Consider the following 26,105-nt stretch of genomic DNA (forward strand, 5'->3'; position numbering starts at 1 on the left):
GGACCGGTCACCAGTCCGACCCTGCTCGCGCTCATGCCCGAGCTCGGCCAGCGTTCGCCCAAGACCATCGCCGCTCTGGCGGGCCTCGCGCCGCTCAACCGCGACAGCGGCGCCTTCCGCGGCAAGCGCGCCATTGCCGGGGGCAGACCGCGCCTGCGACAGGCCCTCTACATGGCCGCCGTCGCAACCATCCGCTCCCGCTCGCGCTTCGCGACCCTCTACAAAACCATGACTGCCGCCGGAAAACCCGCAAAGGTCGCCCTCATCGCCATCGCCCGAAAAATCCTCGTCACCGCAAACGCCGTCCTGCGCGACAAACGCTCCTTCCAGCCACGATGAAACACAGTTGCCGGATCTGCGCCGCTTCGCGGCTTGTCCGGGATGACGGCGCCTTTCGATGCGAAATGCCACCAACTGAATCGTTCACGACTGCTCCTCACGATGAGGGCTGAGGGAGAGATGAGACGATCTCCGCTGCCGTGCCTCAATGACGCATGCGCGCCACGCGCGGCCGGCTCTCGAATGGGCCCGTCTCGCAGCGCCGGATCGCGATTGTCGCGCCACCTTAGAACTGCTAGACACTCGGCCATGTCACTGCGTTCCAATCGATCGATGCTGCGCGTCTGCGCCGTCCAGGGTGAAGGCCATCTGCCTGCCCTGCCGACGACGCAGGACTTCGTCGCGCTCGACGACCACGCCCGGCTGCCCTGGCGCTTCTTCGGACGCTTCACGGCGTCGATCGCCGCAGGCCTTACGCGCGCCTGAGACCGGCCTGTTTTGGCCAGCGACAGGCCGTTGCGCTGCGCCCTCCGGCCTGAGCCGGCCCCGACTAAGACATCTCGATATCCGCACGACATTTCGATATCCGACAGAGGCTCCACGTCATGACGTCCAGCACCCCCCGCACGCTCTACGACAAGATCTTCGACGACCACATCGTCGACCGGCAGGAGGACGGCACCTGCCTGCTCTATATCGACCGCCACCTCGTCCATGAGGTCACCAGCCCGCAGGCCTTCGAGGGTCTGCGCATGACCGGCCGCAAGGTCCACGCGCCCCACAAGACGCTGGCCGTGGTCGACCACAACATCCCCACGACCGACCGTTCCAAGGGCATCGCGGAAGAAGAAAGCCGCATCCAGGTCGAGGCTCTCGCCAGGAACGCCAAGGATTTCGGCGTCGAATACTTCAATGAGCTCGATATCCGCCAGGGTATCGTCCACATCGTCGGCCCCGAGCAGGGCTTCACCTTGCCCGGCACCACGATCGTCTGCGGCGACAGCCACACCTCGACCCATGGCGCCTTCGGCGCGCTGGCCCACGGCATCGGCACTTCGGAAGTCGAGCATGTGCTGGCGACGCAAACGCTGATCCAGAAGAAGGCCAAGAACATGCTCGTCCAGGTGGACGGCACGGTCGCCAAGGGCGTCACCGCCAAGGACATCACGCTGGCGATCATCGGCGAGATCGGCACTGCCGGCGGCACGGGCTCGGTCATCGAATATGCCGGCGAGGCCATCCGCGCGCTCTCGATGGAAGGCCGCATGACCGTCTGCAACATGTCGATCGAGGGCGGCGCCCGCGCCGGCATGGTCGCGCCCGACGAGAAGGCCTATGCCTATCTCAACGGCCGCCCCAAGGCGCCCAAGGGCGCGGCCTGGGACGCAGCCCAGCGCTATTGGGAGACGCTCTACACCGATGAGGGCGCGCATTTCGATCGTATCGTCAGGCTCGACGCCAACAACCTGCCGCCGATCGTGTCCTGGGGCACCAGCCCCGAGGACGTGATCTCGGTGGCGGGCGCCGTCCCCGACCCGGCCCTGATCGAGGACGAGACCAAGCGCTCCTCCAAGCAGCGCGCGCTCGACTATATGGGCCTGACCGCCGGCACGAAGATGATCGACATCCCGCTCGACGTGATCTGGATCGGCTCATGCACCAATGGCCGCATCGAGGATCTGCGCGCAGTGGCCAAGATCGTCGAGGGCAAGAAGATCGCCGGCTCGCTCGACTATGCGATGATCGTGCCGGGTTCCGGCCTGGTGAAGCAGCAGGCCGAGGCCGAGGGGCTCGACAAGATCTTCCTCGCCGCCGGCTTCGAGTGGCGCGAGCCGGGCTGCTCGATGTGCCTGGGCATGAACCCCGACCAGCTCAAGCCGGGCCAGCGCGCCGCCTCGACCTCGAACCGCAATTTCGAGGGTCGCCAGGGCTTCAAGGGCCGCACCCATCTGGTCTCGCCGCAGATGGCGGCAGCCGCGGCGCTTGTCGGCCATTTCGTCGACGTCCGGCAGCTGGGCTGAGATCGAGGCCGAGCGGGGAGCACGAGCATGGCGAACGATCCCCGCGAAGCCGCCCGCGCCAAGGAGGCCAAGGACACTCTGGAGCGCGTCAAGCGCGACCATGAGAGTTTCCTCGGCTCCTCCATGGGACGCGCCGCCGACCATTTCTCCGGCAGCGACGCGCCCGAAGGCGACAAGATCGAACTCTGGGGACGGCGCATCGGCCGCACCCTGTCCCTGTTTGCGGTCATCGCCCTCGCCTACTGGCTTGGCTACCAACTGAAGATCTGGTGATGGGCAGCGTACCGTCGATCAAGGCCTCTGCGATCAAGGCCTCCGCGAGCACGTCTTCGGCCAGCGCGAGCGCTCACGCGGAGGCGTCGTCGAGCTTCAGCTGGGATGGCGCGAAGGCGCCGTCCGTGGCGGAGTTCGAGCTGCTGGCTCAGGAGGCCTTCGACGGCTTGCCGGAGGAGTTCCGCGCGCTTTGCAGCGACGTGATCTTCAACGTCACGGAGTTTCCCGAGGACGATGTGCTGAAGGAGCTTGGAGCCGAGAGCCCCTTCGACATCCTCGGCCTGTTCACCGGCATCGGCCTGCCGCAGCAGGGCTACGCCCCGCAGACCGGCCAGATGCCCAACACGATCCATCTCTACCGTCGCCCGATCCTCGACTACTGGGCGGAGAACGATGAAAGCCTGGGCGCGATCGTGACCCATGTCCTTGTCCACGAGATCGGCCATCATTTCGGCTTTTCCGATGAAGACATGGAAGCCATCGAAGCTGCGGCGGAGCGATAAACTATGCGGCGGAGCCATCAACGATGATCGACGATCTGATCCGCCATCTGCCGGATCTGGCCCTGGTCTACTCGGCCTTCTTCCTCGCTGTCGCCAGCCCCGGCCCCAGCAACCTCGCGGTCATGGCGACCTCGATGGAACGTGGCCGCCGCGCCGGGCTGACGCTGGCGCTGGGAGTTACCACGGGCTCGCTGACCTGGGGCATCCTGGCCGCGATCGGCGTCTCGACCCTGGTCGTGGCCCATCCCGGCGCGCTCTACGCCATCAAGATCGTCGGCGGTCTCTATCTGCTGTTCCTGGCCTGGCGCTCGGCGCGCTCGGCCATGCGCGCCGACATGCCGCCACCGAAAACCGCCGTTTCCGGCCACCGCACTATCTGCGCGGCTACCTGATGCACCTCACCAATCCCAAGGCGATCCTGAGCTGGACGGCGATCATCGCGCTCGGCCTGCGTCCCGATGCGCCCGTGGCGATCGTCTACGCCATCATCATCGGCTGTCTGCTGATCTCGCTGCTGATCAATCAGGGATACGCCATCCTGTTTTCGAGCGCCCCGATGATCGCGGGCTATCGCAGGATCAGGCGCCGGGCGGAAGCCTGCCTTGCCGCCTTCTTCGCCTTTGCCAGTTTCAAACTCCTGACGTCGCAGCTGTGAGCCGCGTTGTCGCCCACGTCACGAATTCATAGCCAAAAGCACCGAATAGGAGCCCTGCCATGCAGCCCTTCACCACCCTGACCTCGACGCCGGCCCCGCTGAAAGTGATCAATGTCGACACCGACATGATCATCCCCAAGCAGTACCTCAAGACGATCAAGCGCACCGGGCTGGGCACCGCGCTGTTCTCGGAGATGCGCTACAAGGATGACGGTTCGGAGAACCCCGACTTCGTGCTGAACCAGCCCTCCTACCGCAAATCGGAGATCCTGGTCGCCGGCGACAATTTCGGCTGCGGCTCCTCGCGCGAGCATGCGCCCTGGGCCCTGCTCGACTTCGGCATCCGCTGCGTGATCTCGACGTCCTTCGCCGATATTTTCTACAATAACTGCTTCAAGAACGGCATCCTGCCGATCGTCGTCTCGCCCGAGGACCTCGAGAAGCTCTTCGACGACGCCGACCGCGGCTCCAACGCCACACTGACGGTCGATCTCGAAAAGCAGGAGATCAAGGGCCCCGATGGCGGCACGGTGACCTTCGACATCGACCCGTTCCGCAAGCATTGCCTGATGAACGGCCTCGACGATATCGGCCTGACCATGGAGAAGGCCGCGAAGATCGATGCCTTCGAGGAAAAGCTCGCCAAGCGCGAGTGGGCTTGATTCCTTCTCCCCTCGGGGGAGAAGGTGGCTCGGCGAAGCCGAGACGGATGAGGGGGCGCTCGACGAATACCGTTTGGCGCCCTCGTACAGCTGATCGGATAGGGTACGGCGCCCCCTCATCCGGCGCTGCGCGCCACCTTCTCCCGCGAGGGGAGAAGGGAAAGTCCTACCCCACGATCCCCTGCATCGGCGCGAATGGGCTTGAGCGCTGCTTCCCTTCTCCCCTCGCGGGAGAAGGTGGCTCGGCGAAGCCGAGACGGATGAGGGGGCGCTCGACGAATACCGGTTTAGCGCCCTCGTACAGCTGATCGGACAGGGCACGGCGCCCCCTCATCCGGCGCTGCGCGCCACCTTCTCCCGCGAGGGGAGAAGGGAAAGCCCTACCCCACGATCCCCTGCATCGGCGCGATCTCGCCCGTGCCCGGAAACACCTTCTCCGCCAGCACCGGCCCCGACAGCCCGAACAGCTCGGAGACGACCCCCTTGGCCACGGCGCGGATATCCGTCGTCGGCTTGAGGTCGCGCTTCTCGTAGAGCTGCTCCGGCCGCAGGCCCGGCCAGTCCGCGATCATGCGCCCGCCCTTGACCGCGCCGCCGACCAGGAAAGCCACCGTGCCCGTGCCATGGTCGGTGCCGACCGTGCCGTTGACCTTTGCCGTGCGGCCGAACTCGGTGACCACCATCACCACCGTATCCTTCCAGACCGGTTTGAGGCCCTGCTCGAAGGTGGCGAGCGCGCCGTCGAGCCCGCCCAGCAACTGCGCCAGACGACCCTTGGCGCCGCCCTCATTGGCATGGGTGTCCCAACCCTCGAAGGCGAGCGCCGCGATGCGCGGGCCGTCGTCGGCGCCGACCAGACCGGCCGCTCCCTCGGCGATGCGCTTCATCCCCTCGATACTGTCGGGCCCGCCGCCGCCACGGGTATCGCCGGCCATGCCGCGCCGTTGCGCGATGCCCTCGGTCTCGATCGCCTGGGCCAGCGCGCGCGCCAGACCGGGATCGCGTTCGCCGTAGAGATCGCCGAGGCGCTGCATCAGATCGGGACCGGCCCTCGCCATGCGTGGCGGTGCCCAGCCCAGAATGGGAGCCTGGCCGCGCACCACCAGCGGCGGCACGACGCCGACGCCGAGCACGCCGTGGCGCGAGACCGCCTCGCCCTGCGGCAGGCTCGCAATCAGCCGGTTGAGCCAGCCGCTCTCGGTTCGGCCCGGCCCGCCTTGCCCGCTCTCCAGCACGTCCTGCCCGTCGAAATGCGAGCGCTCGCGATAGCCGGTGGCCGCAGCGTGCACGATGCTGGCTTGGCCCGACGCATAGAGCCGCGCGAGATTGGGCATCGCGGGGTGGAGATAGAAGAAGCCGTCGAGCGGCAGCGCCGCATCCGGCCCATCCTTGGCGAGCGCGATGCCCTCGCGCAGGCCGAGATAATCGGGATCGCCGATCGGCGGCACGGCGGAAAGCCCGTCGAGCGCGCCGCGCAGAACCACGAGCAGGAAGCGCGGATCGCGGCTGCCCGCCGCCGCATAGGCGAATTTCGGCACGAAGGACCAGGCGAAGAGGGCGCCGGCCGCGCCGAGCACCGCCCGGCGCGAAGCCGTCATCCGTTCGCAATCGTCGTCAGTGTCGGACATGCGCCTCACCTCCGCTGAAATTCGGGCGACATCAGCAGGAGCGCCAGCGCCTGCGATTTGCTTTCGGCGCGCGCGATCGCCTGCCGGGTCTCGGCCGAGATTTGCGGGCCGAGCGCATCCTCAGCCAGCGCGCGTGGATCGGGCACGCTGCCCGCCGCCTGCCGGCCCCAATTGGCGGCGACGTCGATGCGGGTCTTGATGCCCTCCGCCGAAGCCCAGGCATCGTTGGTATCGGGATAGCCATTGGGTCCGGAGGGTTGCCAGAACGGCTGGCCCATCACGCCGAGCGGCCCAATGATCTGCCCGCTATCGGGCTTGCGCCCCAGCGCCCGATACGCAGCAATCAGGAATTCCTGCGGCGTGCGGATCTTGGTGGGCTGTGCCTCCCAGGCGACGTCGGATTCCAGCAGCGCGCGCGAAACTGCCTTGAGGTCGCCATCGGTCCTTCGGAAGACCGTCGCGAGGTCGCGCGCCAGAGCGGGCGGCGGCTCGTCGGCGACGAAATGGCGGACCAGCTTGATCGCGACGAAATCGGCCGTGGCAGGGTGGCGCGCCAGATCGGAGAAGGCGGCGAGGCCCTTTTCCTGTCCGGGCTGACCATAGGGCTTGCCGAGCAGCGGCGGCTCGCCGGGCTCGTGCAGCCCGGCATTGAAGGCAAACGAGCCGGGCGCGCCGAGCCCGCCTTCGCGCCCGACCACGGTCCAGCCGGTGATGATGCGCGCGAGATTGGTGACGTCGATCTGGCCATAGCCACCGGAAACGCCGAGCGTGTGCAGTTCCAGGATTTCGCGCGCGAGGTTTTCGTTGAGGCCGCGCCCGCGTCGCTTGCCGGCCGGCGAGCCCGGCCCGATCGAGAGCCGGTTGTCGAGGAAGTCGAGCATGGCGGGATGGCTCTCGGCCGCGACCAGCATATCCTCGAAGCGGCCAAAAACATGCGGGCGTATCGCCTCTCGCTCATAGGCGCCGGCCATGATGCGGGTCATGTTGCTCTTGGTGGCGCCGATGCAGAAATGGTTCGACCAGAACTGCACCAGCCGCTCGCCAATTCCGCCATCGGGCTCCAGGGCAAGCAGCACGCGCGCCAGAACCTCGTCGCGATAGGTCTTGTAGGGCAGCGCGGGTTCGTTCGGTGGCTTGCTCGGCTGCGGCATCTGGTTTTGAACAGAACTCGCCGCGCCCGGCGGCGCAGTGCCGACTTGCGCGCCCGGCGGCGCAGTGGCGATTTGCGCCCCCTGCCCCGCTGCGTTGGGCACCGAAGCATTTGGCGCGGCCGCATTCTGCGCCAGCACGCGTCTGGCCTCACGCTCGCTCTTCTCCTGATCCTCGAAGGCATAGAGCGCCGCGCCGATTTCGGCCGAGCCTGCGAAGGGCAGATTGGTGGGCTGCGCGACGGTGCCGCGCTCGATCTCGGCGAGCAACAACTCCCGCGCCTCGCCCCGGGCGCCCGGCGGCTGGCCCAACCTGAAGCCGAGGCCGAAACGCTGCAGACCCAGGCTGTTTGTTCTCAACACGGATGGGCTCGCCATGCTGTCGTCTCCGGCCGCGATCGACGACGACCGCACGCCAAGCTGGACGCAGAACTATGGCGAATTCCGGAGCGGAACAGGGACAATTGGACGGCATCGAAAATCGCGCTGGAAAAGGGGATCGAAACCGGGCGAAAAGCTCAAAAAAGAGGCCGCCGCTCCCGAGGAAGCGGCGGCCCTCCCAGATGGCCGGTCAGGTCGCTCCGAGCTTACATCACCGGCAACGCCGCGACATCACGCACCGGCGCGCTGAGCCCAGTGACCTTTCCGACCATAGAGGCCTTGCCTGTGGCGAGGTCGACCTTGTGCAGGGCGCCATCCGCCAGGAGCCAGCCGGTGTTCGTGCCATCGGCGGCGGTTTCGATATCGAAGGCGATCGCCTTCGGGGTGACGCCGAGCTTGCCGACTGCGCCGAGCACGCCGTCATTGGGCGGAGCCTGCTTGATGAGGCCGCCGATCTTGCCGTCGATGTCGTAGAGCGCGGTCTCCTTGGTGCCCTTCACCGAATTGGTGTAGGCGCCCGCGACGATCATCGGCGCTTCGCCCTTATGCATGTCGGTCTCGGCGAATTTCAGCTTGCCATCGACCGTGACCTTGCCGTCATCGACATTGACGCGAAGGTTGGTGCCATCGGAGCCGATGACGCGGAGACGGTCGGCGACGGGATTGAAATCGACGGTCGCCATGGCGCTGGCGGCCAGCACCGTGTCCATCTTGGACTTCATCGTCGCCTTGCCGGTGGTGTCGACCGTGTAGATCGTGCCGTCCGTGGTGAGCGCGTAGAGCATGCCATCGGCGGGGCGGACATCGATGCCCGCGATCTTGCCGTTGATGCCGGTCACCTTCATCGACTTGCCGGCCTTCTGTGTCGCGGTGTCGATCATCGTCAGGGTGTCGTCGCCGGTGAGCGCGGCGAGCATGCCGGCCTGTGCGGCCAGCGGAGCGGCGAGTGACGTCGCCAGCATCGTCGAGGCAATCAGGGCCAGACGCGTGGTCTTGATCCGCTTGGTTTTGGTCATGTCTTTTCCTCCGGTTGATCTGCCGGTGCCCAACCGGTTTCGGTTAGCGGCACTCGGATCGGATAAGCGGAGCGGGAAAGCCCGGATGCGCGGCAAAAAATAAAGAAATTCCCTGCATCCACGGCCAGTTTTGGCATGTAACCTCTCGCTGGGGGGCGACCGGCGGGACATCTGGCCCATGAGGGAGACAGGAATGGCGAGCGACGCCGCGCGAGCAGACAAGGCCAGGGATGCAGACAAGGCCAGGGATATCGAGATCGCGCTGCTTGCCTGTGCCTCCGGAGATAAATCGGCGCTCAAGCGCATCTATGATGCGGAGTCGCCGCGTATGGTGGGTGTTGCTCAGCGATTGCTGAAGCGTCGTGCGCTCGCCGAGGAGGCGGTTCAGGACGCTTTCATCCTGATCTGGCGGCATGCCGCGCGGTTCGATCCACAGCGCGGCGGCGGCTTGACCTGGATTTACGCGATCCTGCGCAACCGCTCGCTCTCGATCCTGCGGGACGAGAAGCGGACGGAAACGAGCGACAGGCCGATCGCCGAGGAAACGGCGAGTGAAGAGGACGATCCAGAAACCGTCATGTCCAAGCTGAGCGACGCCAAGGCCCTGCATGGCTGCCTGGAGATGCTCCCGCCGCAGCGGCGCAGCATCGTCCTGCTGGCCTTCGTCCAGGGCCTGACCCATGGCGAAATCGCCGGCCGTTTGCGCATGCCGATCGGCACGGTGAAATCCTGGATCAGGCGCTCGCTGATGTCACTCAAGGAGTGCCTTGGATGAGCCAGCCTCCTGACAGATCCTCGACGCCCGACGACCGCGACGCATTAGCCGGCGAATATGTGATGGGCCTGATCGAAGGTGCCGAACGCGCCGCCTTCGAGCGCCGGCTGGAGGAGGATCACGACCTCGCTCGCGTCGTCGAGCGCTGGCGCGTCCACCTGGCGCCGATCGATGCGACAGCGCCCTTGATTCCGCCCTCGCCCACCCTTTGGCCTCGCATCGAGGCCGGCATCATCGCCGTCGCCCAGAGCGCGCAGGCGCGGGTCGAACCCGCTTTGCGGCAGGGGCAAGCCGCCGGCAGGCAGATAGAGGCAGCCGCCGGCAGGCAAGTGGGCACCGCCGCCAGGCAGATGGAAACGGCCGGCGGCCGTTTCGCGGATTGGTGGAACAGCCTGTTCGTCTGGCGCGGAGCGGCGCTGGCCGGCGCGCTCGCGGCGATCGTTCTCGCTGTCGGCCTTGTCGGAGCCCTCGACCGGGCCAAGCGTCAGCCCGTTCTGGTCGCCGTGCTGCTGACCGAGGCGAGCGTTGCGGCAGCCGTGGTCAACACCTTCGCCGATGGCCGCGTCGAGATGGTGCCGCTGCAGAACATCCATGTGCCCGAAGGCAAGGCGCTGGAAATCTGGACGCTCTGGGACCGCGCCGTCGGCCCGCGTTCGGTCGGGTTGATCGACCGCGCGCGCTCGACGCCACTGCGGCTCGACCAGTTGCCTCTCGGGCGCGACCAGCTCTTCGAGATCACGATCGAGAACGCGACGGGCTCGCCGACAGGCCGCCCGACCGGTCCGATCGTCGCCAAGGGCACGACATCGCAGGCGCTGTGAGTTTCGGCTGGAGCGTTGCGCGTTCAGGACGGTCTCGGTTGGTCATCCCGGGCGCAGCGTAGCGGAGACCCGGGATCCATGCCTGAACATCAATCGCAAGCGCTCCGGAATGGATCCCGGGTCAAGCCCGGGATGACTGCGTGTTTCTGAGTGAAATCAGCCCCCTCAGACCACCACCGTGATCGTTTCCGCCGCCCGCGTCAGCCCAGTATAGAGCCACCGCGCACGATGCTCGCGGAAAGCGAAGCTCTCGTCGAAGAGCACGATGTCGTTCCATTGCGAACCCTGCGCCTTATGCACGGTCAGTGCGTAGCCGAAGGTGAACTCGTCGGTGTGCTTGCGCAGCTCCCATGGCACCTCTTCCTCGGTGCCGTCGAAGAAGTTCGGCAGCACCGAGACCTTCACCGGCTTGCCATTGGTGTCGTCCTCGGGCGTCACGCGCATGGTGACGAGCCCTTTCTTCGAGGTCTTCAGCTCCTGCACGATCCATGAACCGCCATTGAGCAGGCCCTTGCTCTTGTCGTTGCGCAGGCAGACCAGCTTTTCGCCCGCGACAGGCACGGTCTCGGTGCGGCCCATCAGCTGGCGAATGCGGGCATTGTAGTTCCGGCGCGTCTTGTTCATGCCGACCAGAACCTGGTCGCAGCCCATCACCAGCTCCGGATTCACGTCCGCGCGGCGGATGACGCGGCTTGGGCCGTAATCGCCGACATCGAGCCGCCCGCCCTCGCGAATGATCATCGACATCCGCACGATCGGGTTGTCGGCCGCCTGACGATGCACCTCGGTCAGCATCACATCGGGCTCGACCTCGGTGAAGAAGCCGCCGCCCTTGACCGGAGGCAACTGGGCCGGGTCGCCCAGCACCAGCACAGGCGTGCCGAAGGACAGGAGGTCCTTGCCCAGATCCTCGTCGACCATCGAACATTCGTCGATGATGATGAGCTTCGCCTTGGCGGCGACGCTCTCGCGGTTGAGCACGAAGGTCGGACTCTCCTCCTCGACACCGCGCGAGCGATAGATCAGCGAATGGATCGTCTGCGCGCCCTCGCAACCCTTGTTGCGCAGCACGAGAGCAGCCTTGCCGGTGAAGGCGGCGAAAACGACATCGCCATCGACAGCCTCGGCGATATGGCGCGCCAGCGTCGTCTTGCCGGTGCCGGCATAACCGAACATGCGAAACAGCTGCGGCTCGCCGGTCTGGAGCCAGCGCGCAACCGCACTGAGGGCGGCATCCTGTTGCGGGGACCAGTTCATCGGCTGCGGTTCATCAAGGGAGCGGACAGGGACATGCCGCAGATGGGGCCGAGTCGCGCGCCGATGGCAAGCGCGTTATCGCCCGCAACGCGATGGCGCGGCGCCATCAGGCCGCGCGCAGGCGGCGGACGAACTCGACGGCCTCGCTCTGCAGCGCAGCGATGCGCAGGTCGAGCTCACCGGCGCTCGATGCACCCATGTCGGCCTGCGCAACCGTCTGCACATTGACGTTTGCGATCTCGGACATGGCGCCCGCCGCAGTCCCCGTCACATGCGAAATGCGCGAGACGGTGTCGCCGAGCGAGCCGAGCAATTCGGCATGGGAGTCGACCATGGTCGAGATCTCGGCACTGGCCTGCTCGACGGCCCCGACGCTGACCGCAATGGTCGAGACGGCATTGGCCGCGTCGGACAGGGCCGTATTGACCATGGTGATGCGCCCGACGATCTGGGCCGTCGCTTCCGCCGTCTGGCCCGCGAGCGCCTTGACCTCGCTGGCGACGACAGCAAAGCCACGGCCATGGACACCGGCTCGCGCCGCCTCGATGGTCGCGTTCAGTGCCAGCAGATTGGTCTGGCGCGCGACCGCCTCGATAATCCCAACCACATCACGGATCTTCGAGGCGTTCTCGGTAAGGCGGCCGACGAGCGTGGCTGTACCGGCCGCCTCCTGCGTCGCCGCGGTCGCCATCACCGACACCCGGCGAATCTCGGCATTGATCTGGCCGACGATTTCCTCGAGCCGCAGTGCAGCCTCGGTCGTGGCGTTCGCTTCCGAGCCGGCGCCGCGCACCGCGGCTGCCGCCGTCGCAGTGCTCTCCGAAACCTGCTGGGCCCGAACGGCGGAATCCTGCAGCGCCGCGCGCAGCATCTCGCTCGAACCGGCGATCTCGCGGAGCAGGACGCCAATGCGCTCTTCGAAATCCCAGGCAATACGCTCCAGCTCCTGCGAGCGCTCCTGCTGGTGCTGTTGCGCAAGATCGGCCTCGGCCTCCCGCGTCGTCAGCGTGGCGCGGACCTCGCTGAGCGCGCGCACCGTTCGCGCCAGCTGGCCGATCTCATCCTTGCGCTGCCGATGCGGCACCTCGATCAGCTCGTCCGACGAGGTCGCGAGCGCGATCGCATCCATCAATTCGCGCAACGGCCGCGTCAGATGCGTCCGCAGCAACAGGATCGCCAGCAGCCCCCCGGCCAGCGGCAACAGCGCGGCCACCGTGATGGTCTGCTGGCGCACCTGCTCCGCCAATGCGGTTGCGCGTTCGGTCGCGCGGCCAGCCTGGTGGCCGAGATCGTCCCGCATCGTCGATGTCGTCGCGAGGATCTGGCGCACATTCAGGCGGGCCGCCTCCGCACCGGCCTCGAGCTGCGCCGCCTTGGCCGAGACGCGGCGGCCGATATCGACGATGTCCTTCTGGAAATCGATGAACGTGCGGATGCTGGGATCAAGCGTCGGATTGGCCTGCCGCATCGCAGCCGGCAGCGAGGACATCAGACTGGCCCGCGCCGAATCGACCAGCTCGATGGCCCCGTCGAGTTGGTCGAGCCCGTCGGCGACATTCTTCGCGCTGGCATCGTCGTAGAAGTGGCTGAGCAGGGAGGCATGGGCGACGCGATCGGCCAGCAGGGACGCCTTGTTGGCGAGAGCGACGCTGGCAAAGGCCTCCTTGTCGATGCTGTGCACCGCATCGAGACCCCGCACGGCACTGACCAGGCCTATCCCGGCGGCGATGCCGAGCAGGGCGAAGAGCAGGGTGATCTTCGCCGTCAAACCCAACCTGCGCATTGCCATCGTCACCCCAGCCAAACTAGGCGAGGGTTTCGCAGATACGAACGAACGGCGGGTTAACGCGTCAGGCAAAAACAATACAAATCAATATCTTAGCCGGATACAGATCGTAACGTAAGGTCATCGCCATCACGTCATCAGGCTATCGAGCCCGCGCCTCAGACCCGCCTTTTCCGCCACACGTCGCGCTGCCAGCAGGGTCCCGCCGACATAGGGCGCAGCCGAGGTGCCGGCATCGTGGCGGATCACCAGCCGCTCGTCGGGCAGGCCGAAGACCGCCTCGCAGGACAGCACGAAGCCGGGCATCCGCAGCGAATGCACCTGCACCGGATGCGGCGCCCCGATGGCACCGCCGCGCGTCTCGCGCACGCCGCCGAGTTCCGCCACGGGCTTGGAGGTCGCGGCCATGCGTTCGGCTGCAAGCGTCTCGGCCAGCTCGCGCCCGGTGCCCGACGGCGTGTCTGGCTTGGAGGGCGAGGCATAGTCGATGATCTCGACATCGGGGACATAGCGCACGGCCTCGCGGGCGAAGCGCCGCAACAGGGTGGCGGTGATCGAGAAATTGCCGGCGGCGAGTACCCCGACGCCGGCCTCGCGCGCGGCGGCGTCGATCTCGGCATAATCCTCCGCGGTCATGCCGGACGCGCCGACGACGACATGGCGGGAGCCCGCAATCGCGCCGAGCACATTGGCCTTCACGCTGTCGGGCTTGGTATAGTCGATCACCACATCGGACGGCACGAACAGCGCATCCGCCAGGCCAGCGAACACCGGCAAGCCGTTGGCGGGCAGGCCCGCCGCCTCGCCGAGATCGCGCCCGGCCGCCTTGCGCGAGACGCCCGCGACCAGTTCGAGGTCCGGCGCGGCGGCGATCGCTGCGACGAGCGCCTTGCCGACCCAGCCGGTGCAACCGGCAAGTGTGATGCGGATCATGATCGAAGGCTCCTGACGGCACGATGGGCAGGCCGGCGCGTTGCGGTGCGCGCCCTGGCCGCTACACTGGATGGATGCGTCAAAGCTAGAGCATCGGCCCGAAAAGTGGAATGCGGTTTTCGAGAAAAGTCGATGCAGAATCAAAGCGCTACAGCATCGGACCGAATACGATATTCGGTCCGATGCTGTAGCGCGGGGGAACGATGTTCGTCGAGGTCAACGGGTCCCGATGTGAAGGGGCCTGCGAAAGCCGCGGCTACAAAACGCCGTGCCGCTCGAAGACCGAACGCAAGCTCGCGCCCGCCAGCAACTCCTCGCGCGTGGTGTCCTCGGCTTCGATCTTGGCGAGCGCCAGCGCTATCGCCTCCTCGGCCAGGCGCGCCGGCACGACGACGACGCCATCGGCATCCCCGAAGATGAAGTCACCGGGCTCGACCCGCGCGCCGGCGACCTCGATCGGCTCGTCCATCGCCATCATCTCGGCACGGCCCTTGGTGTCGAGCGGGCCGATGCCGCCGTGGAACAGCGGAAATGCGAGTTCGCGGATACGGCGCACATCCCGCACCAACCCGTCCGTGAGGCAGCCCGCAGCGCCGCGCGCCATCGAGGCCGTGGTCAGGAGCTCGCCCCAAGGCGCGATCCTATCCGTCGGTCCGTCGCAGCCCAGAACGGCGATTTCACCGGGCTTGAGACTGTCAATCAGGTCCATCTCCAGCGCGTAGGGGTTGTGCCCCTCCTGAACGTGATAGCGCTTCATGTAGAGACCTGTGCGCGCGAAACCGCACAGGATCGAGGCATCGTCGAGCGGGCGCACGAAAGGCTTCAACGCTTGATTGGGCGCTCCGAGCTGGTCGAGCACATCGGACAGGACGGCCGAATACAGCCGCTGCTTCAGCAAACCCAGATCGAGCGTTCCCGCGAGTTCCGACATCGATTTCCCCCTGCGCCACCGAAAGGCTGCGTTCGTCGCCACTGTCCGGGCAACATTACGCTCAGATTGCGTCAGAAGGGCCGGATTGGTCCAGTGCGAACCTGGCTACCAGGGAATCGTCTCGCCCTTCCAGGTCCGGAAGCTGTTGGTCTGTGCCATGCCGGACGCATCGATCGTGCGGATCAGGCCGCTTGCGCTTTCGCTCGGCGCGATATCGGCCCCGCCGCCGCCCATATCGGTCTGGACCCAGCCGGGATGGAACAGCAGCACGCTGATCGCGCTGTCCTTCACCGCATTGCCGAACGCCACCATCGCCATGTTCACCGCCGCCTTGGACGAGCGATAGGCGATGTTGCCGGACGGATTGCCGCCGATCGAGCCCATCCGGCTCGAAATCGTCGCGATCTTGCGGCCCGTACTGGCCTCGACATTCGGCAGGAAGGCCTGCGCGATGCGCAGTGGCGCGTAGACATTGACCTCGAAGACCTCGCGCCAGCCGTCGAAATCCATGTCGAACGCGCTTTGCCGCTCGCGCGAGCCATAGATTCCGGCATTGTTGAGGAGAACGTCGATCGGCCGGCCGGCAAGCGCCGTCTTGGCCGCCGCGACGCTCGCATCGGAGGTGACATCGAGTTCGAGCGGCGTCACCGCCCCGACATGGGCGGCGGCGATTTCAGACAGCGCCCCGCCCCAGGGATCACGGGCGGCTGCGATGACATGTTCGCCCCTGCGCACGAGTTCGATGGTCAGCGCAAGGCCGATGCCGCGATTGGCGCCGGTGATCATCCAGGTCTGGGGCATGGGGCGTCTCCGTGTTGGAGACTGCAGTTAGGTACGCCCAGTTGCTCTTGCCAACCCCACCGGCCGTCATGGAGGCGGCAGGAAGCGCAACCCCGTCATGCTCGCCCTTGTGGCGAGCATCCACGTCTTGGTCATAGCGCTCGGCGCTGGAAGACGTGGATGGTCGGCACAAGGCCGACCATGACGGAGAGGCTCAGCCTTTCGGCTTGCCATAGCCACCCGCCGTCGGCGTGATCACGGTCACGGCCTCGCCCGCTTCCAGGAAGGTCTGGTCGCTCGGCTTCAACTCATCGACCACGCCCGAAAGCCGCCTGACGAGGGTGCGGCCGAGTTCGCCGGGCTCGCCGCCCTTCATGCCGAAGGGCCGGACCTTCCGATGCGAGGCGAGGATCGCGCAGTCCATCGCCTTGCGGAACCGGATCGTGCGGCTGGTGCCGTCGCCCGCGTTCCATTCGCCGCGCCCACCAGAGCCGGCGCGGATGTGGAAATCCTCCAGCACGACGGGGAAGCGCGTCTCCAGGATTTCCGGATCGGTCAGGCGCGAATTGGTCATGTGGACATGCACGCCCGACGTCCCGTTGAAACCAGGCCCCGCCGGCGAGCCCGAACAGATCGTCTCGTAATACTGGTACTCGTCATTGCCGAAGGTCAGGTTGTTCATCGTGCCCTGCGAAGCCGACATCGCCTCCAGCGCGCCGAACAAGGTGTTGGTGACGGCCTGGCTGACCTCGACATTGCCGGCGACGACAGCCGCCGGATAATGCGGCGCCAGCATCGACCCTTCCGGCACGATGATCCGGATCGGCCTGAGGCAACCGGCATTCATCGGGATCGCGTCATCGACCATGACGCGGAAGACATAGAGCACCGCAGCGCGCGTCACCGGAGCCGGCGCGTTGAAATTATCCTCGCGCTGCGGCGAGGTCCCGGTGAAATCGACGGTCGCCTCGCGCTTGTCGCGGTCGATCGTGATCTTGACCTTGATCGCGCAGCCCTGGTCCATCGGATAGGTGAATTCGGCATCGTGAAGCTTTGTCAGGAGCCGCGCGACGCTCTCGGCCGCATTGTCCTGGACATGGCCCATATAGGCCTGGACGACGTCGAGCCCGAAGGAGCGGATCATCTTCCGAAGTTCAGCCACGCCCTTCTCATTGGCCGCGATCTGCGCCTTCAGATCGTTGACGTTCTGAACGACGTTGCGAACCGGGTAGCGCGCGCCGGTCAGCAGCTTGACGAGGTCCTCCTCGCAGAAACGGCCCTGATCGACGATCTTGAAATTGTCGATATAGACGCCTTCCTCCTCGATATGCGTCGCCAGCGGCGACATCGAGCCGGGCGCGACGCCGCCGACATCGGCATGATGGCCGCGGCTCGCGACCCAGAACAGAATGTCCTTGTCTTCGTCGTCGAAGACCGGCGTGCAGACGGTGATGTCGGGCAGATGCGTGCCGCCATTATAGGGCGCGTTCAGGCAATACACGTCGCCCGGCTTGATCACCGGATTGTTCTTGATGACGGTCTCGACCGACTTGTCCATCGATCCCAGATGCACCGGCATATGCGGGGCGTTGGCGACCAGTGATGCAGTGGTGTCAAACACGGCGCAGGAGAAATCCAGCCGCTCCTTGATGTTCACGGAATAGGCGGTGTTCTGCAGCGTCACGCCCATCTGCTCGGCGATCGACATGAACAGGTTGTTGAAGATCTCGAGCATGACGGGATCGGCCTTGGTGCCGATCGCCGCGTTCTGGACGAGCGCCTTGGCCCGCACCAGCACGAGGTGATCCTTGGGCGTCAGACGGGCGCTCCAGCCCTCCTCGACCACCACGGTCTGATTCGGCTCGATGATGATAGCGGGCCCCGCCACGCTCTGGCCGGGGCTGATCGCCTCGCGCCGCACGATCGCGGCCTCATGCCACTGCCCCCGGGAGAACAGCCGCGTGCGCTCGGCAGCAACCGGCTCGCCTGCGGTCTCGGGCGCCGAGGCCTCCTCGAACTTGGCTCCGCCGCCGACGGCCTCGACCTCGACCGCCTCAACGACGAGCGCCTTGGTCTCGTCCATGAAGCCGAAACGCGCCTTATGAGCGAGCTGGAAGGCCTGCCTCATCTCGTCCCGCGTTCCCGCCGCGATCGCGATGGCCGTGTCGGTGCCGGCATAGCGGATATGAGCCCTGACATGGATCGCGATCACATCGTCGGGCACGCCCTGCCCGGTCAGCTCAGTGCGCGTCTCGGCCGCAAGCCTGTCGGAAACCGCAGCGATCGCCGCCTTCGCCTCGCCATCGAGCGGCACATCGAGCGCGGCCGTCCGCGTCGAGCGGATTTCGGCGAGCCCCATGCCATAGGCCGAAAGCAGGCCGGAGAAGGGATGCAGCAGCACCGTCTTGATGCCCAGCGCGTCGGCTACGAGACAGGCATGCTGCCCGCCCGCACCGCCAAAGGAATTCAGCGCATAGCGGGTGATGTCATAGCCGCGCTGGACCGAGATCTTCTTGATCGCCTCGGCCATGTTGGCGACCGCGATCTGGATGAAGCCGTCGGCGACCTCCTCGGCCGAGCGCCCGTCGCCGACCTCGGCCGCGAGCGTCGCGAACTTCGCCTTGACCATCTCGACATCGAGCGGCTGGTCATGGCTTTCGCCGAAGATCGACGGGAAATAGCCCGGGATCAGCTTGCCGACCATGACGTTCGCGTCGGTCACGGCAAGCGGGCCGCCGCGGCGGTAGGCGGCGGGGCCTGGATTGGCGCCGGCTGAATCCGGCCCGACGCGGAAACGCGCGCCGTCATAATGCAGGACCGAGCCGCCGCCGGCCGCAACCGTATGGATCAGCATCATCGGCGCGCGCATCCGCACGCCCGCGACCTCGGTCTCGAAGGCGCGCTCATATTCGCCGTCGAAATGGGCGACGTCGGTCGAGGTCCCGCCCATGTCGAAGCCGATAACCTCAGCGAAGCCGGCCGAGCGCCCGGTTTCGGCAAGGCCGACGACGCCGCCGGCGGGGCCTGAGAGAATGGCATCCTTGCCCTGAAAGAGTTCGGCTGCGGTGAGACCGCCCGAGGACATCATGAACATCAGCCGCGCGCCGGTGCGGGCGATGTCGAGTTCTTCGGAGACCTGCGCGACATAGCGGCCGAGGATCGGCGAGAGATAGGCATCGACCACGGCGGTATCGCCACGTCCGACCAGCTTGATCAGCGGCGAGACCTCATGGCTGACGGAAACCTGCGGAAAACCGATCTCGCGGGCGATGCGGGCTGCAACCTGCTCATGCGCGGGATAGCGATAGGCATGCATGAAGACGATGGCGACGGCGCGGAAACCGGCATCGAACTGGGCTTGCAGCGCGCTGCGGATCGCCGCCTCGTCGGGAACGCGCTCGACCTCGCCATCGGCCAGCACGCGCTCGTCGATCTCCACGACATCGTCATAGAGCTGCTCGGGCTTGATGATCTCCTTGGCGAAAATATCGGGCCGCGCCTGGTAGCCGATGCGCAGCGCGTCCCTGAACCCCTTGGTCGTGACCAGCAGCGTGCGGTCGCCCTTGCGCTCCAGCAGCGCATTGGTCGCGACAGTCGTGCCCATGCGGACCTCGCCGACCAGCCCGGCGGGGATCGCCTCGCCGGCCTTCAGGCCGAGATGGTCGCGGATGCCTTGCACGGCAGCGTCGCGATAGGCGCCCGGATTCTCGGACAGCAGCTTCCTGGCGTGAAGCTTGCCTGTGAGATCGCGGCCGATCACGTCGGTGAAAGTGCCGCCACGATCGATCCAGAAGTCCCAACGCCCCGTCGTCATAGCGAGTGCTCCCCTTGGCTCCGGCCTGCGGGCAGAAGCTATCTGACGTTTCATCGATAAATCGTCGATGACTTGTTGACAAGGCGGATTCGCCGGCTACGATCCTGATTGTGGCTGGAACATGGCTGAGGGGCCAGGCTGGCTTGAATAGGGAGGATGCGATGACGGATGCGGTTCTGGCAATCGGGCAGATGCGGCGTGGCGGCAGCTACTCAGAACACAGCCCTCACCTTGAGGAGTCCATGCTTTCAGCGGCTTGGACATTCGCGAAAAAAGCGCCGTCATCCCGGGCGAAGCGTAGCGCAGACCCGGGACCCATTCCCGAACTTTACCGGCAGGCGCTCCGGAATGGATCCCGGGTCTCCCTTCGGTCGCCCGGGATGACGGCGCGGGTTGAGGGAAGCGAACCGTTCATGTCGGGAGCCCGGCCATGATCCGCCGCTCGCTCGACGCGCTTTATCTCTTCTCCGGCTATGCCGCCGGGATGTTCCTCATCGCGATCTTCGTCCTGATGATGGCGCTGTCGCTCGGCCGCGAGATCGGCTTCAACATTCCGGCCGGCGATGATTTCACCTCCTGGTGCATGGCCGCGATGGCGTTTCTGGGCCTCGCCCACACCTTCAAGTCAGGCGACATGATCCGCGTCGGCCTGCTGATCGACCGGTTCAAGGGCCGCACGCGCTGGGTCTTCGAGACCTTCTCGCTGGTGCTCGGCCTCGGCTTCGTCGGCTTCTTCGCCTGGCACGCGGTCATCATGACCTGGCAGTCCTACGCCTTCAACGATGTCGCCGGCGGCGTCGTGGCGATGCCGATGTGGATCCCGCAGCTCGGCTATTCCGGCGGGCTGGTGATCCTGTTCATCGCCTTCGTCGACGAGTTCGTCCATGTCGTCCTGCGCGGCCTCGAACCCCGCTACGAAAAGCCGCCAGCGCAATCGGACGAGGAAATCGTCGAACGCGCCATGGCGAGCGGAGTCTGAGCGACATGGCGATGATCGAGATTTCCGGCCTTCTGCTGCTCCTGCTGACGGTTTTTCTCGCCGGCGGCGTCTGGATCGCCATTTCGCTGATGGCCTGCGGCTGGGTCGCCATGCAGTTCGTCGGCGGCGGCATTCCGGCCGGTTCCGTGCTGGCGACGACGATCTGGGGCAACAGCGCCTCCTGGACGCTTGCCGCGCTGCCGCTCTTCATCTGGATGGGCGAAATCCTCTACCGGACCAAGCTCTCGGAGGAGATGTTCAGGGGCCTCGCGCCCTGGCTGAACTGGCTTCCCGGCCGGCTGATGCATGTCAATGTGCTCGCCTGCGGCATTTTCGGCTCCGTCTCGGGCTCCTCGGCCGCGACCTGCGCCACCGTCGCCAAGATCGCCCTGCCCGAGCTGAAGAAGCGCGGCTATGACGAGAAGCTCGCGCTCGGCTCGCTTGCCGGTGCCGGGACGCTCGGTATCCTGATCCCGCCTTCGATCACCATGGTGGTCTATGCGGTCGCCGCCAACGTCTCGATCATCCAGATCTTCCTCGCCGGCTTCCTGCCCGGCCTGCTCGTGATGGTGCTGTATTCCGGCTATATCGCCATCTGGCACCTGCTGAACCCGTCGAAAGCGCCGCCGCGCGAGCCGTCGATGCCGTTCCGCGAAAAGCTGCGGGAATCGACCCAGCTCATTCCCTGCATGCTGCTGATCGCGCTGGTCTTCCTTTCCTTGCTGCTGGGCTGGGCGACCGCGACCGAATGCGCGGCTTGGGGCGTCCTCGGCTCGTTCGGCATCGCCTGGTGGTCGGGCACACTGACCCGGGACGCCTTCTGGCAGAGCGTGATGGGCACCACCCGGATCACCTGCATGATCATGCTGATCCTGGCCGGCGCCTCCTTCATGTCGACCTCGATGGCCTATACCGGCATTCCGCTGGCGCTGGCCGAATGGGTCGATAGCCTGCACCTGTCGCCCTATGCGCTGATCGCAGCGCTCACCGTGATGTACATCGTGCTCGGCACGGCGCTCGACGGCATCTCGATGATCGTGCTGACGACCGCGATCGTGATTCCGATGATCAAGACGGCCGGCTTCGACCTGGTCTGGTTCGGCATCTTCCTCGTGCTGATCGTCGAGATGGCCGAGGTGTCGCCGCCGGTGGGTTTCAACCTCTTCGTCCTGCAGACCATGTCGGGCAAGGACTCCAATACCGTCGCGCTTGCCGCCCTGCCGTTCTTCTTTCTGCTGGTCGCCGCCGTGGCGATCATCACGATCTTCCCGCAGATCGTGATGTATTTACCCGAACTCGCCTTTCCGAAATGATGCCGCATCAACAACAAGGGAACGGAGAAAACTCGATGACCTGCCAGAGCTTTACAAAAAGAATGACGATCCGCAGCCTGCTCGCGATCGGCGTCGCCGCCGGCACGCTGGCGCTGGGCGCAACCGGCGCCGCGGCACAGGCCAAGTGGAACCTGCCCGCCGCCTATCCGGCCGACAATCCCCACAGCGAGAACCTCGTCGCCTTCGCGAAGGATGTCGAGGCCGCGACCGGCGGCAAGCTGGCGATCACGGTCCATGCCAACGCCTCGCTGTTCAAGGCGCCGGAGATCAAGCGCGCCGTCCAGACGGGCCAAGCGCAGATGGGCGAAGTGCTGATGTCGGTCCATGAGAACGAGGACCCGATCTTCGGCATCGACGTGGTGCCGTTCCTGGCGACCAGCTTCGCCGACTCGATGAAGCTCTACAAAGCCTCGAAGGCCGCCGTCGAGAAGAAGCTCGACAGCCAGGGCGTCAAGCTCCTGTTCATGGTCCCCTGGGCGCCCCAGGGCGTCTATACCAAGAAGGAGATCAACACGATCGAGGACATGAAGGGCCTGAAATGGCGCTCATACAATGTCGGCACGACGCGTCTGGGCGAGTTGCTCGGCATGCAGTCGGTCACGATCCAGGCCGCCGAACTGCCGCAGGCCCTGGCGACCGGTGTGGTCAACTCCTTCATGTCCTCGGGCGGCACCGGCTATGACAGCAAGGTCTGGGAGTCGCTGACCAATTTCTACGACGTCCAGGCCTGGATCCCCAAGAATGCGACCTTCGTCAACAAGGCGGCTTTTGACGCGCTCGACAAGCCGACGCAGGAGGCAATCCTCAAGGCGTCCGCCGCAGCCGAGGCGCGCGGCTGGAAGGCCTGGGAGGACAAGACCAACTGGTATCTGAACGAGCTCAAATCAAAGGGCATGAAGGTGCAGGCGCCCACGCCGGCCCTGGCGGCAGGCTTCAAGAAGGCCGGCGAGACGCTCACCGCCGACTGGCTGAAGAAGGCCGGCGCGGACGGCCAGGCCGTCGTCGACGCCTATAAGAAAATGTGACGAGTAGAATACCCGGTCTCGACGTAAAGGCGCGGGGAACCCTCTCCTGTAAGGAGAGGGCAGGGTGAGGTGTCGGCCGCTTTGACACTTCGGCTGAGACCTCACCGGCCCCGCCCCAAGAACCCACGTGGTCCAAAAACCCAAATGGTCCAAGGACCTACACCTCACCCCTGCCCCTCTCCTTACAGGAGAGGGGTTCCCCGCGCCTTTTCGGTGTAAATCGTGCCCATTCCCTCCATGTCCATTGACGACCTCGGCCCGATCGTCTCCTCCGGCCACCTCGCCTCGGGCGCGATGCCGGCCGCGTCGGAGTTTGAATTCGCGCTCAGCATGACCGTGCATGCCTTTCATCGCTGGATGGTGCGCTGCATGGCCGCCGCCGGCGTGCCCGATCTGTCGCCGCTCGACGTGCTCGTGCTGCACAACGTCAATCACCGGGCAAAGCCCAAGCGCCTCGCCGATATCTGCCTCGTCCTCAATATCGAGGACACCCATGTCGTGAACTACTCGCTCAAGAAGCTCGAACGGCTGAAGCTCCTGAAGGGCGGTCGCAAGGGCAAGGAGAAGACCGTCGCGGTCACGCCGGCCGGCGAGGATGCCTGCAAGCGTTACGCGCAAATCCGCGAACAGCTTCTGGTCAAGTCGGTGCTCGCGACCGGCATGGAGCCGGCACGCCTATCCGAGATCGCCGCCACGATGCGCTCGCTTTCGGGGCAGTATGATCAGGCGGCGCGAGCAGCAGCGAGCCTGTGAATCACCGGCGCGCGCCGCTCAGGGCAGATTGAGCTGCCACGACACTCCGAAGCGATCGTTCAGCCAGCCGAAACGGCGGCTGAAACCATAGTTCGAAAGCGGCATCAGGAACTGGCCGCCATCGCCCAGCGCTGTTGCAAGCTCCTCGATCTCCGCCTCGTCCGAACAGGTCAGAAAGAACGAAACCGACGGCGTGAAGCTGAAATCATGCTTCACGAAGCTGTCGCTGGCCATCACCGGCATGCCGGCGATCGTAGCAGTAGCCAGTATGACCGAGCCTTCGGGCCCCGGCCCGCCAGCCCCATAACGGTTGATCGAGAGGATTTCGCTGCCCGGCACGACAGAGACATAGAAGGCGAGCGCCTCCTCGGCCCGGCCCTCAAACATCAGAAACGTCGCAGCGCTGATCGTCATGGCTCACCGTCCGTCGCGTCCGACGTTGCATAACGCGCCGCGTATTCGGCATCCAGCTTCGCATGATTGGCCCAGAAGGCACGCCGCGGCTGCCCGGCCAGAATATCCTCGAGAATGCCGAGATGAACGTGCCAGCCACCGGAAACGCTCTGCATCGCCTTTGTGTCGGCGAGTTTGCGATGGGTCAGGACGAGCAACACCTTTCCATCCTTTGGCGTCAGCTCGAAAGTAACCTCCGAAGGCGGATTGCCGCCATCATCCCAGGTTAAGCCGAGCACATGCGGCGGCTCGTAGCGGGTGATCGTGCCGACGCTCAGGAAACCGTTCTCGTTCATCTCGCGATAAGCCTCAGGCGGGGCCTCGTCGGTGATGTTGGAATGCTTGAACAACATCTTCGTCTCGCCGCCGACTCTCAGGTCGAACTCGCCGCCGGCCAGCCAGGTGCTGCGCTTGTCGGATTCAGTGAGATAGGCCCAGACCCGCTCGATCGGCCCCTGCACCAGCCGTTCAAACCGGACCGCACCGCTTTCCAGGACCACGCCATACTCGCTCATCACGCCTCTCCCTCACCCGAAACGGGTTTTTCCAGTTCCTGTTCCAGCCCATCGAGCCGAGCGCCCCAGAAGCCCCGGACCTTGCGCACCCAGGCGTCGAACGCATCGAGCCCGGCAGGATCGAGCCGGTAGATCCGCCGCTGCCCCCTCACCTCCACGCTGACCAGCCCGGCTTCCTTCAGCACCTTGAGATGCTGGGAGATTGCGGGAGCGCTGATGCTGAACCGCGCGGTGATCTCGCCGGCACCAAGCGGGGCCTCGCCGAGCATCTCGACGATGCGGCGGCGCGTGGGATCGGCAAGGGCAATGAAACGGTCCATGCCCCAATAATTCGCCGTTAGCTTAATTAAGTCAATCCAGAAATAAAGTCCCAACCTCGACTGCGTCCAGCGCGGGCGGTGCCGCGCCCTGCGGCACTTGCCTCAGGATGAGGCATGCGCGAAAGCAGCGAACCGTTCCGGATACCGCCACGCCAGCCATGCCTTCACGCAATAACGCCCTCGCCGGCATCCTGATGATGCTGTTCGGCATCCTGCTGTTCTCGATCAACGACGTGATGGGCAAATGGCTGGTCGCGACCTACACGGTCGGCCAGCTGCTGCTCCTGCGCAGCACTGCCGCCTTGGTCGTGCTGGTACCCTTCGTCTTCAAGCAGGGCCTGCATCGGACGCTGAAGCCCGAACGGCCCTGGCTGCAGGCGCTGCGCGTCGCCTTCGGCTCCGGCGAGGTCGCCCTGTTCTATCTGGCGGTATCCTATCTGCCGCTCGCCGACACCATGACGATCTGGCTCGCCGCCCCGGTCTGGGCGGTGATCCTGGCGGCACTCCTGCTTGGCGAGAAGGTCGATTTCGCGCGCTGGCTTGCAGTTGCCGCCGGATTTATCGGCGTTGCGATCGCGCTCAATCCAAGCAGCGCCAGCCTGTCGATGCCGGCGCTGGTTGCCCTACTCGGCAGCTTCCTCTTCGCGGCGATGATGATCGCCGGGCGGCAGCTGCGCGGCACGCCGGACGTCACCCTCGTCGCCTGGCAGACGCTCGGCGCGCTGATCATGGGGCTCGTCCTGCTGCCCTTCGGCTGGGTGACGCCAAGCCTCGCCGACACCGCGCTGCTCGGCCTGCTCGGCATCATCGCCATGGTCGCGCATCTCTGCGTGACGCGGTCGCTGAAGCTGGCCGAGGCCTCCGTTGTCGTGCCCTATCAATACACTCTGATCGTCTGGGCGCTGCTGTTCGGCTGGCTCATCTTCGGCGACTGGCCGACCACGACGATGCTGGTCGGAGCCGCACTGATCATCGCAGCCGGCATCGCCCTGCTCATATTGGAACGCAGGTCAGGCGCGCCGCCAGAGCCGCTTGATCTTCCGTAGCGCGCTGCGCGAAGCTC

The 26,105-nt window shown here is 65.7% G+C and carries 27 protein-coding genes; 15 read left to right on the forward strand and 12 right to left on the reverse strand.

Going from position 1 to position 26,105, the window contains the following annotated elements:
* From C4S73_RS16505 to leuD, 8 genes are all read left to right on the forward strand, one after another.
* A partial coding sequence (locus tag C4S73_RS16505) for a transposase (RefSeq protein WP_146071373.1) occupies positions 1-339 on the forward strand: 339 nt, incomplete at its 5' end.
* 249 nt (positions 340-588) lie between these two features.
* Positions 589-765, forward strand: a complete 177-nt coding sequence (locus C4S73_RS28260; protein ID WP_160115800.1) for a hypothetical protein — start codon at positions 589-591, stop codon at positions 763-765.
* 119 nt (positions 766-884) lie between these two features.
* Complete coding sequence (gene leuC / locus C4S73_RS16510; RefSeq protein WP_103873633.1) at positions 885-2,300, forward strand: 3-isopropylmalate dehydratase large subunit; 1,416 nt, start codon at positions 885-887, stop codon at positions 2,298-2,300.
* A gap of 27 nt (positions 2,301-2,327) precedes the next feature.
* Positions 2,328-2,573 carry a hypothetical protein gene (locus tag C4S73_RS16515; RefSeq protein WP_103873634.1) on the forward strand — a complete coding sequence of 82 codons (246 nt, stop codon included), beginning with the start codon at positions 2,328-2,330 and terminating at the stop codon, positions 2,571-2,573.
* On the forward strand, positions 2,573-3,076 hold the full coding sequence (locus C4S73_RS16520; RefSeq protein ID WP_103873635.1) for a metallopeptidase family protein: 504 nt from the start codon (positions 2,573-2,575) through the stop codon (positions 3,074-3,076). The genes C4S73_RS16515 and C4S73_RS16520 overlap by 1 nt, the downstream gene beginning before the upstream one ends.
* A 23-nt stretch (positions 3,077-3,099) precedes the next feature.
* Positions 3,100-3,468 carry a LysE family translocator gene (locus C4S73_RS28935; protein ID WP_280177608.1) on the forward strand — a complete coding sequence of 123 codons (369 nt, stop codon included), beginning with the start codon at positions 3,100-3,102 and terminating at the stop codon, positions 3,466-3,468.
* A complete protein-coding gene (locus tag C4S73_RS28940) occupies positions 3,468-3,731 on the forward strand; it encodes a hypothetical protein (RefSeq protein ID WP_280177609.1) in 264 nt (87 codons plus the stop codon). Before C4S73_RS28935 ends, C4S73_RS28940 begins: the two co-directional genes overlap by 1 nt.
* 59 nt (positions 3,732-3,790) lie before the next feature.
* Entirely contained in the window at positions 3,791-4,393 is a 603-nt protein-coding gene (gene leuD / locus C4S73_RS16530) for a 3-isopropylmalate dehydratase small subunit (protein WP_103873636.1), read from the forward strand.
* Between the two features lie 380 nt (positions 4,394-4,773).
* On the opposite strand, the gene C4S73_RS16535 is transcribed toward leuD, so the two are convergent.
* The 3 genes from C4S73_RS16535 to C4S73_RS16545 all read right to left on the reverse strand — a co-directional run bounded on the left by C4S73_RS16535 (position 4,774) and on the right by C4S73_RS16545 (position 8,566).
* Entirely contained in the window at positions 4,774-6,021 is a 1,248-nt protein-coding gene (locus C4S73_RS16535; protein ID WP_244595634.1) for a DUF1501 domain-containing protein, read from the reverse strand.
* Between the two features lie 5 nt (positions 6,022-6,026).
* A complete protein-coding gene (locus C4S73_RS16540; protein WP_103873637.1) occupies positions 6,027-7,547 on the reverse strand; it encodes a DUF1800 domain-containing protein in 1,521 nt (506 codons plus the stop codon).
* A 209-nt stretch (positions 7,548-7,756) separates the two neighbouring features.
* Positions 7,757-8,566 (reverse strand): DUF4394 domain-containing protein, encoded by an 810-nt coding sequence (locus tag C4S73_RS16545; RefSeq protein ID WP_200828034.1) that lies wholly within the window; start codon positions 8,564-8,566, stop codon positions 7,757-7,759.
* Positions 8,567-8,759: 193 nt separating this feature from the next.
* Between C4S73_RS16545 and C4S73_RS16550 the strand changes: the two genes are divergently transcribed.
* Together C4S73_RS16550 and C4S73_RS16555 are read left to right on the forward strand one after the other, a co-directional pair.
* Positions 8,760-9,341, forward strand: a complete 582-nt coding sequence (locus C4S73_RS16550) for a sigma-70 family RNA polymerase sigma factor (RefSeq protein ID WP_103873638.1) — start codon at positions 8,760-8,762, stop codon at positions 9,339-9,341.
* Positions 9,338-10,162, forward strand: a complete 825-nt coding sequence (locus C4S73_RS16555; RefSeq protein ID WP_103873639.1) for an anti-sigma factor — start codon at positions 9,338-9,340, stop codon at positions 10,160-10,162. Before C4S73_RS16550 ends, C4S73_RS16555 begins: the two co-directional genes overlap by 4 nt.
* 165 nt (positions 10,163-10,327) lie before the next feature.
* On the opposite strand, the gene C4S73_RS16560 is transcribed toward C4S73_RS16555, so the two are convergent.
* The 6 genes from C4S73_RS16560 to C4S73_RS16585 form a co-directional block, all read right to left on the reverse strand.
* Complete coding sequence (locus tag C4S73_RS16560) at positions 10,328-11,419, reverse strand: ATP-dependent DNA helicase (protein WP_103873640.1); 1,092 nt, start codon at positions 11,417-11,419, stop codon at positions 10,328-10,330.
* A 106-nt stretch (positions 11,420-11,525) separates the two neighbouring features.
* Positions 11,526-13,208 carry a methyl-accepting chemotaxis protein gene (locus C4S73_RS16565; protein ID WP_103873641.1) on the reverse strand — a complete coding sequence of 561 codons (1,683 nt, stop codon included), beginning with the start codon at positions 13,206-13,208 and terminating at the stop codon, positions 11,526-11,528.
* Positions 13,209-13,334: 126 nt separating this feature from the next.
* A complete protein-coding gene (gene dapB / locus C4S73_RS16570; protein WP_342210577.1) occupies positions 13,335-14,138 on the reverse strand; it encodes a 4-hydroxy-tetrahydrodipicolinate reductase in 804 nt (267 codons plus the stop codon).
* Between the two features lie 256 nt (positions 14,139-14,394).
* Complete coding sequence (locus C4S73_RS16575; RefSeq protein ID WP_103873642.1) at positions 14,395-15,069, reverse strand: RraA family protein; 675 nt, start codon at positions 15,067-15,069, stop codon at positions 14,395-14,397.
* A 105-nt stretch (positions 15,070-15,174) separates the two neighbouring features.
* Positions 15,175-15,870, reverse strand: a complete 696-nt coding sequence (locus C4S73_RS16580; protein ID WP_103873643.1) for an SDR family oxidoreductase — start codon at positions 15,868-15,870, stop codon at positions 15,175-15,177.
* Between the two features lie 193 nt (positions 15,871-16,063).
* A complete protein-coding gene (locus C4S73_RS16585; RefSeq protein WP_103873644.1) occupies positions 16,064-19,663 on the reverse strand; it encodes a hydantoinase B/oxoprolinase family protein in 3,600 nt (1,199 codons plus the stop codon).
* A 430-nt stretch (positions 19,664-20,093) separates the two neighbouring features.
* Here C4S73_RS16585 and C4S73_RS16590 point away from each other — a divergent pair, with 430 nt between their 5' ends.
* From C4S73_RS16590 to C4S73_RS16605, 4 genes are all read left to right on the forward strand, one after another.
* Positions 20,094-20,642, forward strand: coding sequence for a TRAP transporter small permease (locus C4S73_RS16590; protein ID WP_103873645.1), 549 nt, complete (start codon positions 20,094-20,096; stop codon positions 20,640-20,642).
* Positions 20,643-20,647: 5 nt separating this feature from the next.
* The gene (locus C4S73_RS16595; RefSeq protein ID WP_103873646.1) at positions 20,648-21,955 is read left to right on the forward strand and encodes a TRAP transporter large permease; all 1,308 of its coding nucleotides are present in this window, start codon (positions 20,648-20,650) and stop codon (positions 21,953-21,955) included.
* A gap of 62 nt (positions 21,956-22,017) precedes the next feature.
* Positions 22,018-23,001, forward strand: a complete 984-nt coding sequence (locus C4S73_RS16600) for a TRAP transporter substrate-binding protein (RefSeq protein WP_103873647.1) — start codon at positions 22,018-22,020, stop codon at positions 22,999-23,001.
* A gap of 237 nt (positions 23,002-23,238) precedes the next feature.
* Positions 23,239-23,754 (forward strand): winged helix DNA-binding protein, encoded by a 516-nt coding sequence (locus C4S73_RS16605; RefSeq protein ID WP_103873648.1) that lies wholly within the window; start codon positions 23,239-23,241, stop codon positions 23,752-23,754.
* An 18-nt stretch (positions 23,755-23,772) separates the two neighbouring features.
* On the opposite strand, the gene C4S73_RS16610 is transcribed toward C4S73_RS16605, so the two are convergent.
* The 3 genes from C4S73_RS16610 to C4S73_RS16620 are packed head-to-tail and all read right to left on the reverse strand — an operon-like array spanning position 23,773 to position 25,042.
* The gene (locus tag C4S73_RS16610) at positions 23,773-24,168 is read right to left on the reverse strand and encodes a VOC family protein (protein WP_103873649.1); all 396 of its coding nucleotides are present in this window, start codon (positions 24,166-24,168) and stop codon (positions 23,773-23,775) included.
* Positions 24,165-24,722: an SRPBCC family protein gene (locus C4S73_RS16615; protein ID WP_103873650.1), complete on the reverse strand. Its 558-nt coding sequence runs from the start codon at positions 24,720-24,722 to the stop codon at positions 24,165-24,167. The genes C4S73_RS16610 and C4S73_RS16615 overlap by 4 nt, the downstream gene beginning before the upstream one ends.
* Entirely contained in the window at positions 24,722-25,042 is a 321-nt protein-coding gene (locus C4S73_RS16620) for a metalloregulator ArsR/SmtB family transcription factor (RefSeq protein WP_103873651.1), read from the reverse strand. Before C4S73_RS16620 ends, C4S73_RS16615 begins: the two co-directional genes overlap by 1 nt.
* A 158-nt stretch (positions 25,043-25,200) precedes the next feature.
* Between C4S73_RS16620 and C4S73_RS16625 the strand changes: the two genes are divergently transcribed.
* Positions 25,201-26,088, forward strand: a complete 888-nt coding sequence (locus C4S73_RS16625) for a DMT family transporter (RefSeq protein WP_244595635.1) — start codon at positions 25,201-25,203, stop codon at positions 26,086-26,088.
* Positions 26,089-26,105: the final 17 nt, after the last annotated feature.

Source organism: Allobosea lathyri (assembly GCF_900108245.1).
Lineage (GTDB): Bacteria > Pseudomonadota > Alphaproteobacteria > Rhizobiales > Beijerinckiaceae > Allobosea > Allobosea lathyri.

Excerpts from the sequence above, each read along its gene's own strand:
- C4S73_RS28260 (WP_160115800.1), top strand. The coding sequence starts at position 589 with ATGTCACTGCGTTCCAATCGATCGATGCTGCGCGTCTGCGCCGTCCAG.
- leuC (WP_103873633.1), top strand. The coding sequence starts at position 885 with ATGACGTCCAGCACCCCCCGCACGCTCTACGACAAGATCTTCGACGAC.
- C4S73_RS16515 (WP_103873634.1), top strand. The coding sequence starts at position 2,328 with ATGGCGAACGATCCCCGCGAAGCCGCCCGCGCCAAGGAGGCCAAGGAC.
- C4S73_RS16520 (WP_103873635.1), top strand. The coding sequence starts at position 2,573 with ATGGGCAGCGTACCGTCGATCAAGGCCTCTGCGATCAAGGCCTCCGCG.
- C4S73_RS28935 (WP_280177608.1), top strand. The coding sequence starts at position 3,100 with ATGATCGACGATCTGATCCGCCATCTGCCGGATCTGGCCCTGGTCTAC.
- C4S73_RS28940 (WP_280177609.1), top strand. The coding sequence starts at position 3,468 with ATGCACCTCACCAATCCCAAGGCGATCCTGAGCTGGACGGCGATCATC.
- leuD (WP_103873636.1), top strand. The coding sequence starts at position 3,791 with ATGCAGCCCTTCACCACCCTGACCTCGACGCCGGCCCCGCTGAAAGTG.
- C4S73_RS16535 (WP_244595634.1), bottom strand. The coding sequence starts at position 6,021 with ATGTCCGACACTGACGACGATTGCGAACGGATGACGGCTTCGCGCCGG.
- C4S73_RS16540 (WP_103873637.1), bottom strand. The coding sequence starts at position 7,547 with ATGGCGAGCCCATCCGTGTTGAGAACAAACAGCCTGGGTCTGCAGCGT.
- C4S73_RS16545 (WP_200828034.1), bottom strand. The coding sequence starts at position 8,566 with ATGACCAAAACCAAGCGGATCAAGACCACGCGTCTGGCCCTGATTGCC.
- C4S73_RS16550 (WP_103873638.1), top strand. The coding sequence starts at position 8,760 with ATGGCGAGCGACGCCGCGCGAGCAGACAAGGCCAGGGATGCAGACAAG.
- C4S73_RS16555 (WP_103873639.1), top strand. The coding sequence starts at position 9,338 with ATGAGCCAGCCTCCTGACAGATCCTCGACGCCCGACGACCGCGACGCA.
- C4S73_RS16560 (WP_103873640.1), bottom strand. The coding sequence starts at position 11,419 with ATGAACTGGTCCCCGCAACAGGATGCCGCCCTCAGTGCGGTTGCGCGC.
- C4S73_RS16565 (WP_103873641.1), bottom strand. The coding sequence starts at position 13,208 with ATGGCAATGCGCAGGTTGGGTTTGACGGCGAAGATCACCCTGCTCTTC.
- dapB (WP_342210577.1), bottom strand. The coding sequence starts at position 14,138 with ATGATCCGCATCACACTTGCCGGTTGCACCGGCTGGGTCGGCAAGGCG.
- C4S73_RS16575 (WP_103873642.1), bottom strand. The coding sequence starts at position 15,069 with ATGTCGGAACTCGCGGGAACGCTCGATCTGGGTTTGCTGAAGCAGCGG.
- C4S73_RS16580 (WP_103873643.1), bottom strand. The coding sequence starts at position 15,870 with ATGCCCCAGACCTGGATGATCACCGGCGCCAATCGCGGCATCGGCCTT.
- C4S73_RS16585 (WP_103873644.1), bottom strand. The coding sequence starts at position 19,663 with ATGACGACGGGGCGTTGGGACTTCTGGATCGATCGTGGCGGCACTTTC.
- C4S73_RS16590 (WP_103873645.1), top strand. The coding sequence starts at position 20,094 with ATGATCCGCCGCTCGCTCGACGCGCTTTATCTCTTCTCCGGCTATGCC.
- C4S73_RS16595 (WP_103873646.1), top strand. The coding sequence starts at position 20,648 with ATGGCGATGATCGAGATTTCCGGCCTTCTGCTGCTCCTGCTGACGGTT.
- C4S73_RS16600 (WP_103873647.1), top strand. The coding sequence starts at position 22,018 with ATGACGATCCGCAGCCTGCTCGCGATCGGCGTCGCCGCCGGCACGCTG.
- C4S73_RS16605 (WP_103873648.1), top strand. The coding sequence starts at position 23,239 with ATGTCCATTGACGACCTCGGCCCGATCGTCTCCTCCGGCCACCTCGCC.
- C4S73_RS16610 (WP_103873649.1), bottom strand. The coding sequence starts at position 24,168 with ATGACGATCAGCGCTGCGACGTTTCTGATGTTTGAGGGCCGGGCCGAG.
- C4S73_RS16615 (WP_103873650.1), bottom strand. The coding sequence starts at position 24,722 with ATGAGCGAGTATGGCGTGGTCCTGGAAAGCGGTGCGGTCCGGTTTGAA.
- C4S73_RS16620 (WP_103873651.1), bottom strand. The coding sequence starts at position 25,042 with ATGGACCGTTTCATTGCCCTTGCCGATCCCACGCGCCGCCGCATCGTC.
- C4S73_RS16625 (WP_244595635.1), top strand. The coding sequence starts at position 25,201 with ATGCCTTCACGCAATAACGCCCTCGCCGGCATCCTGATGATGCTGTTC.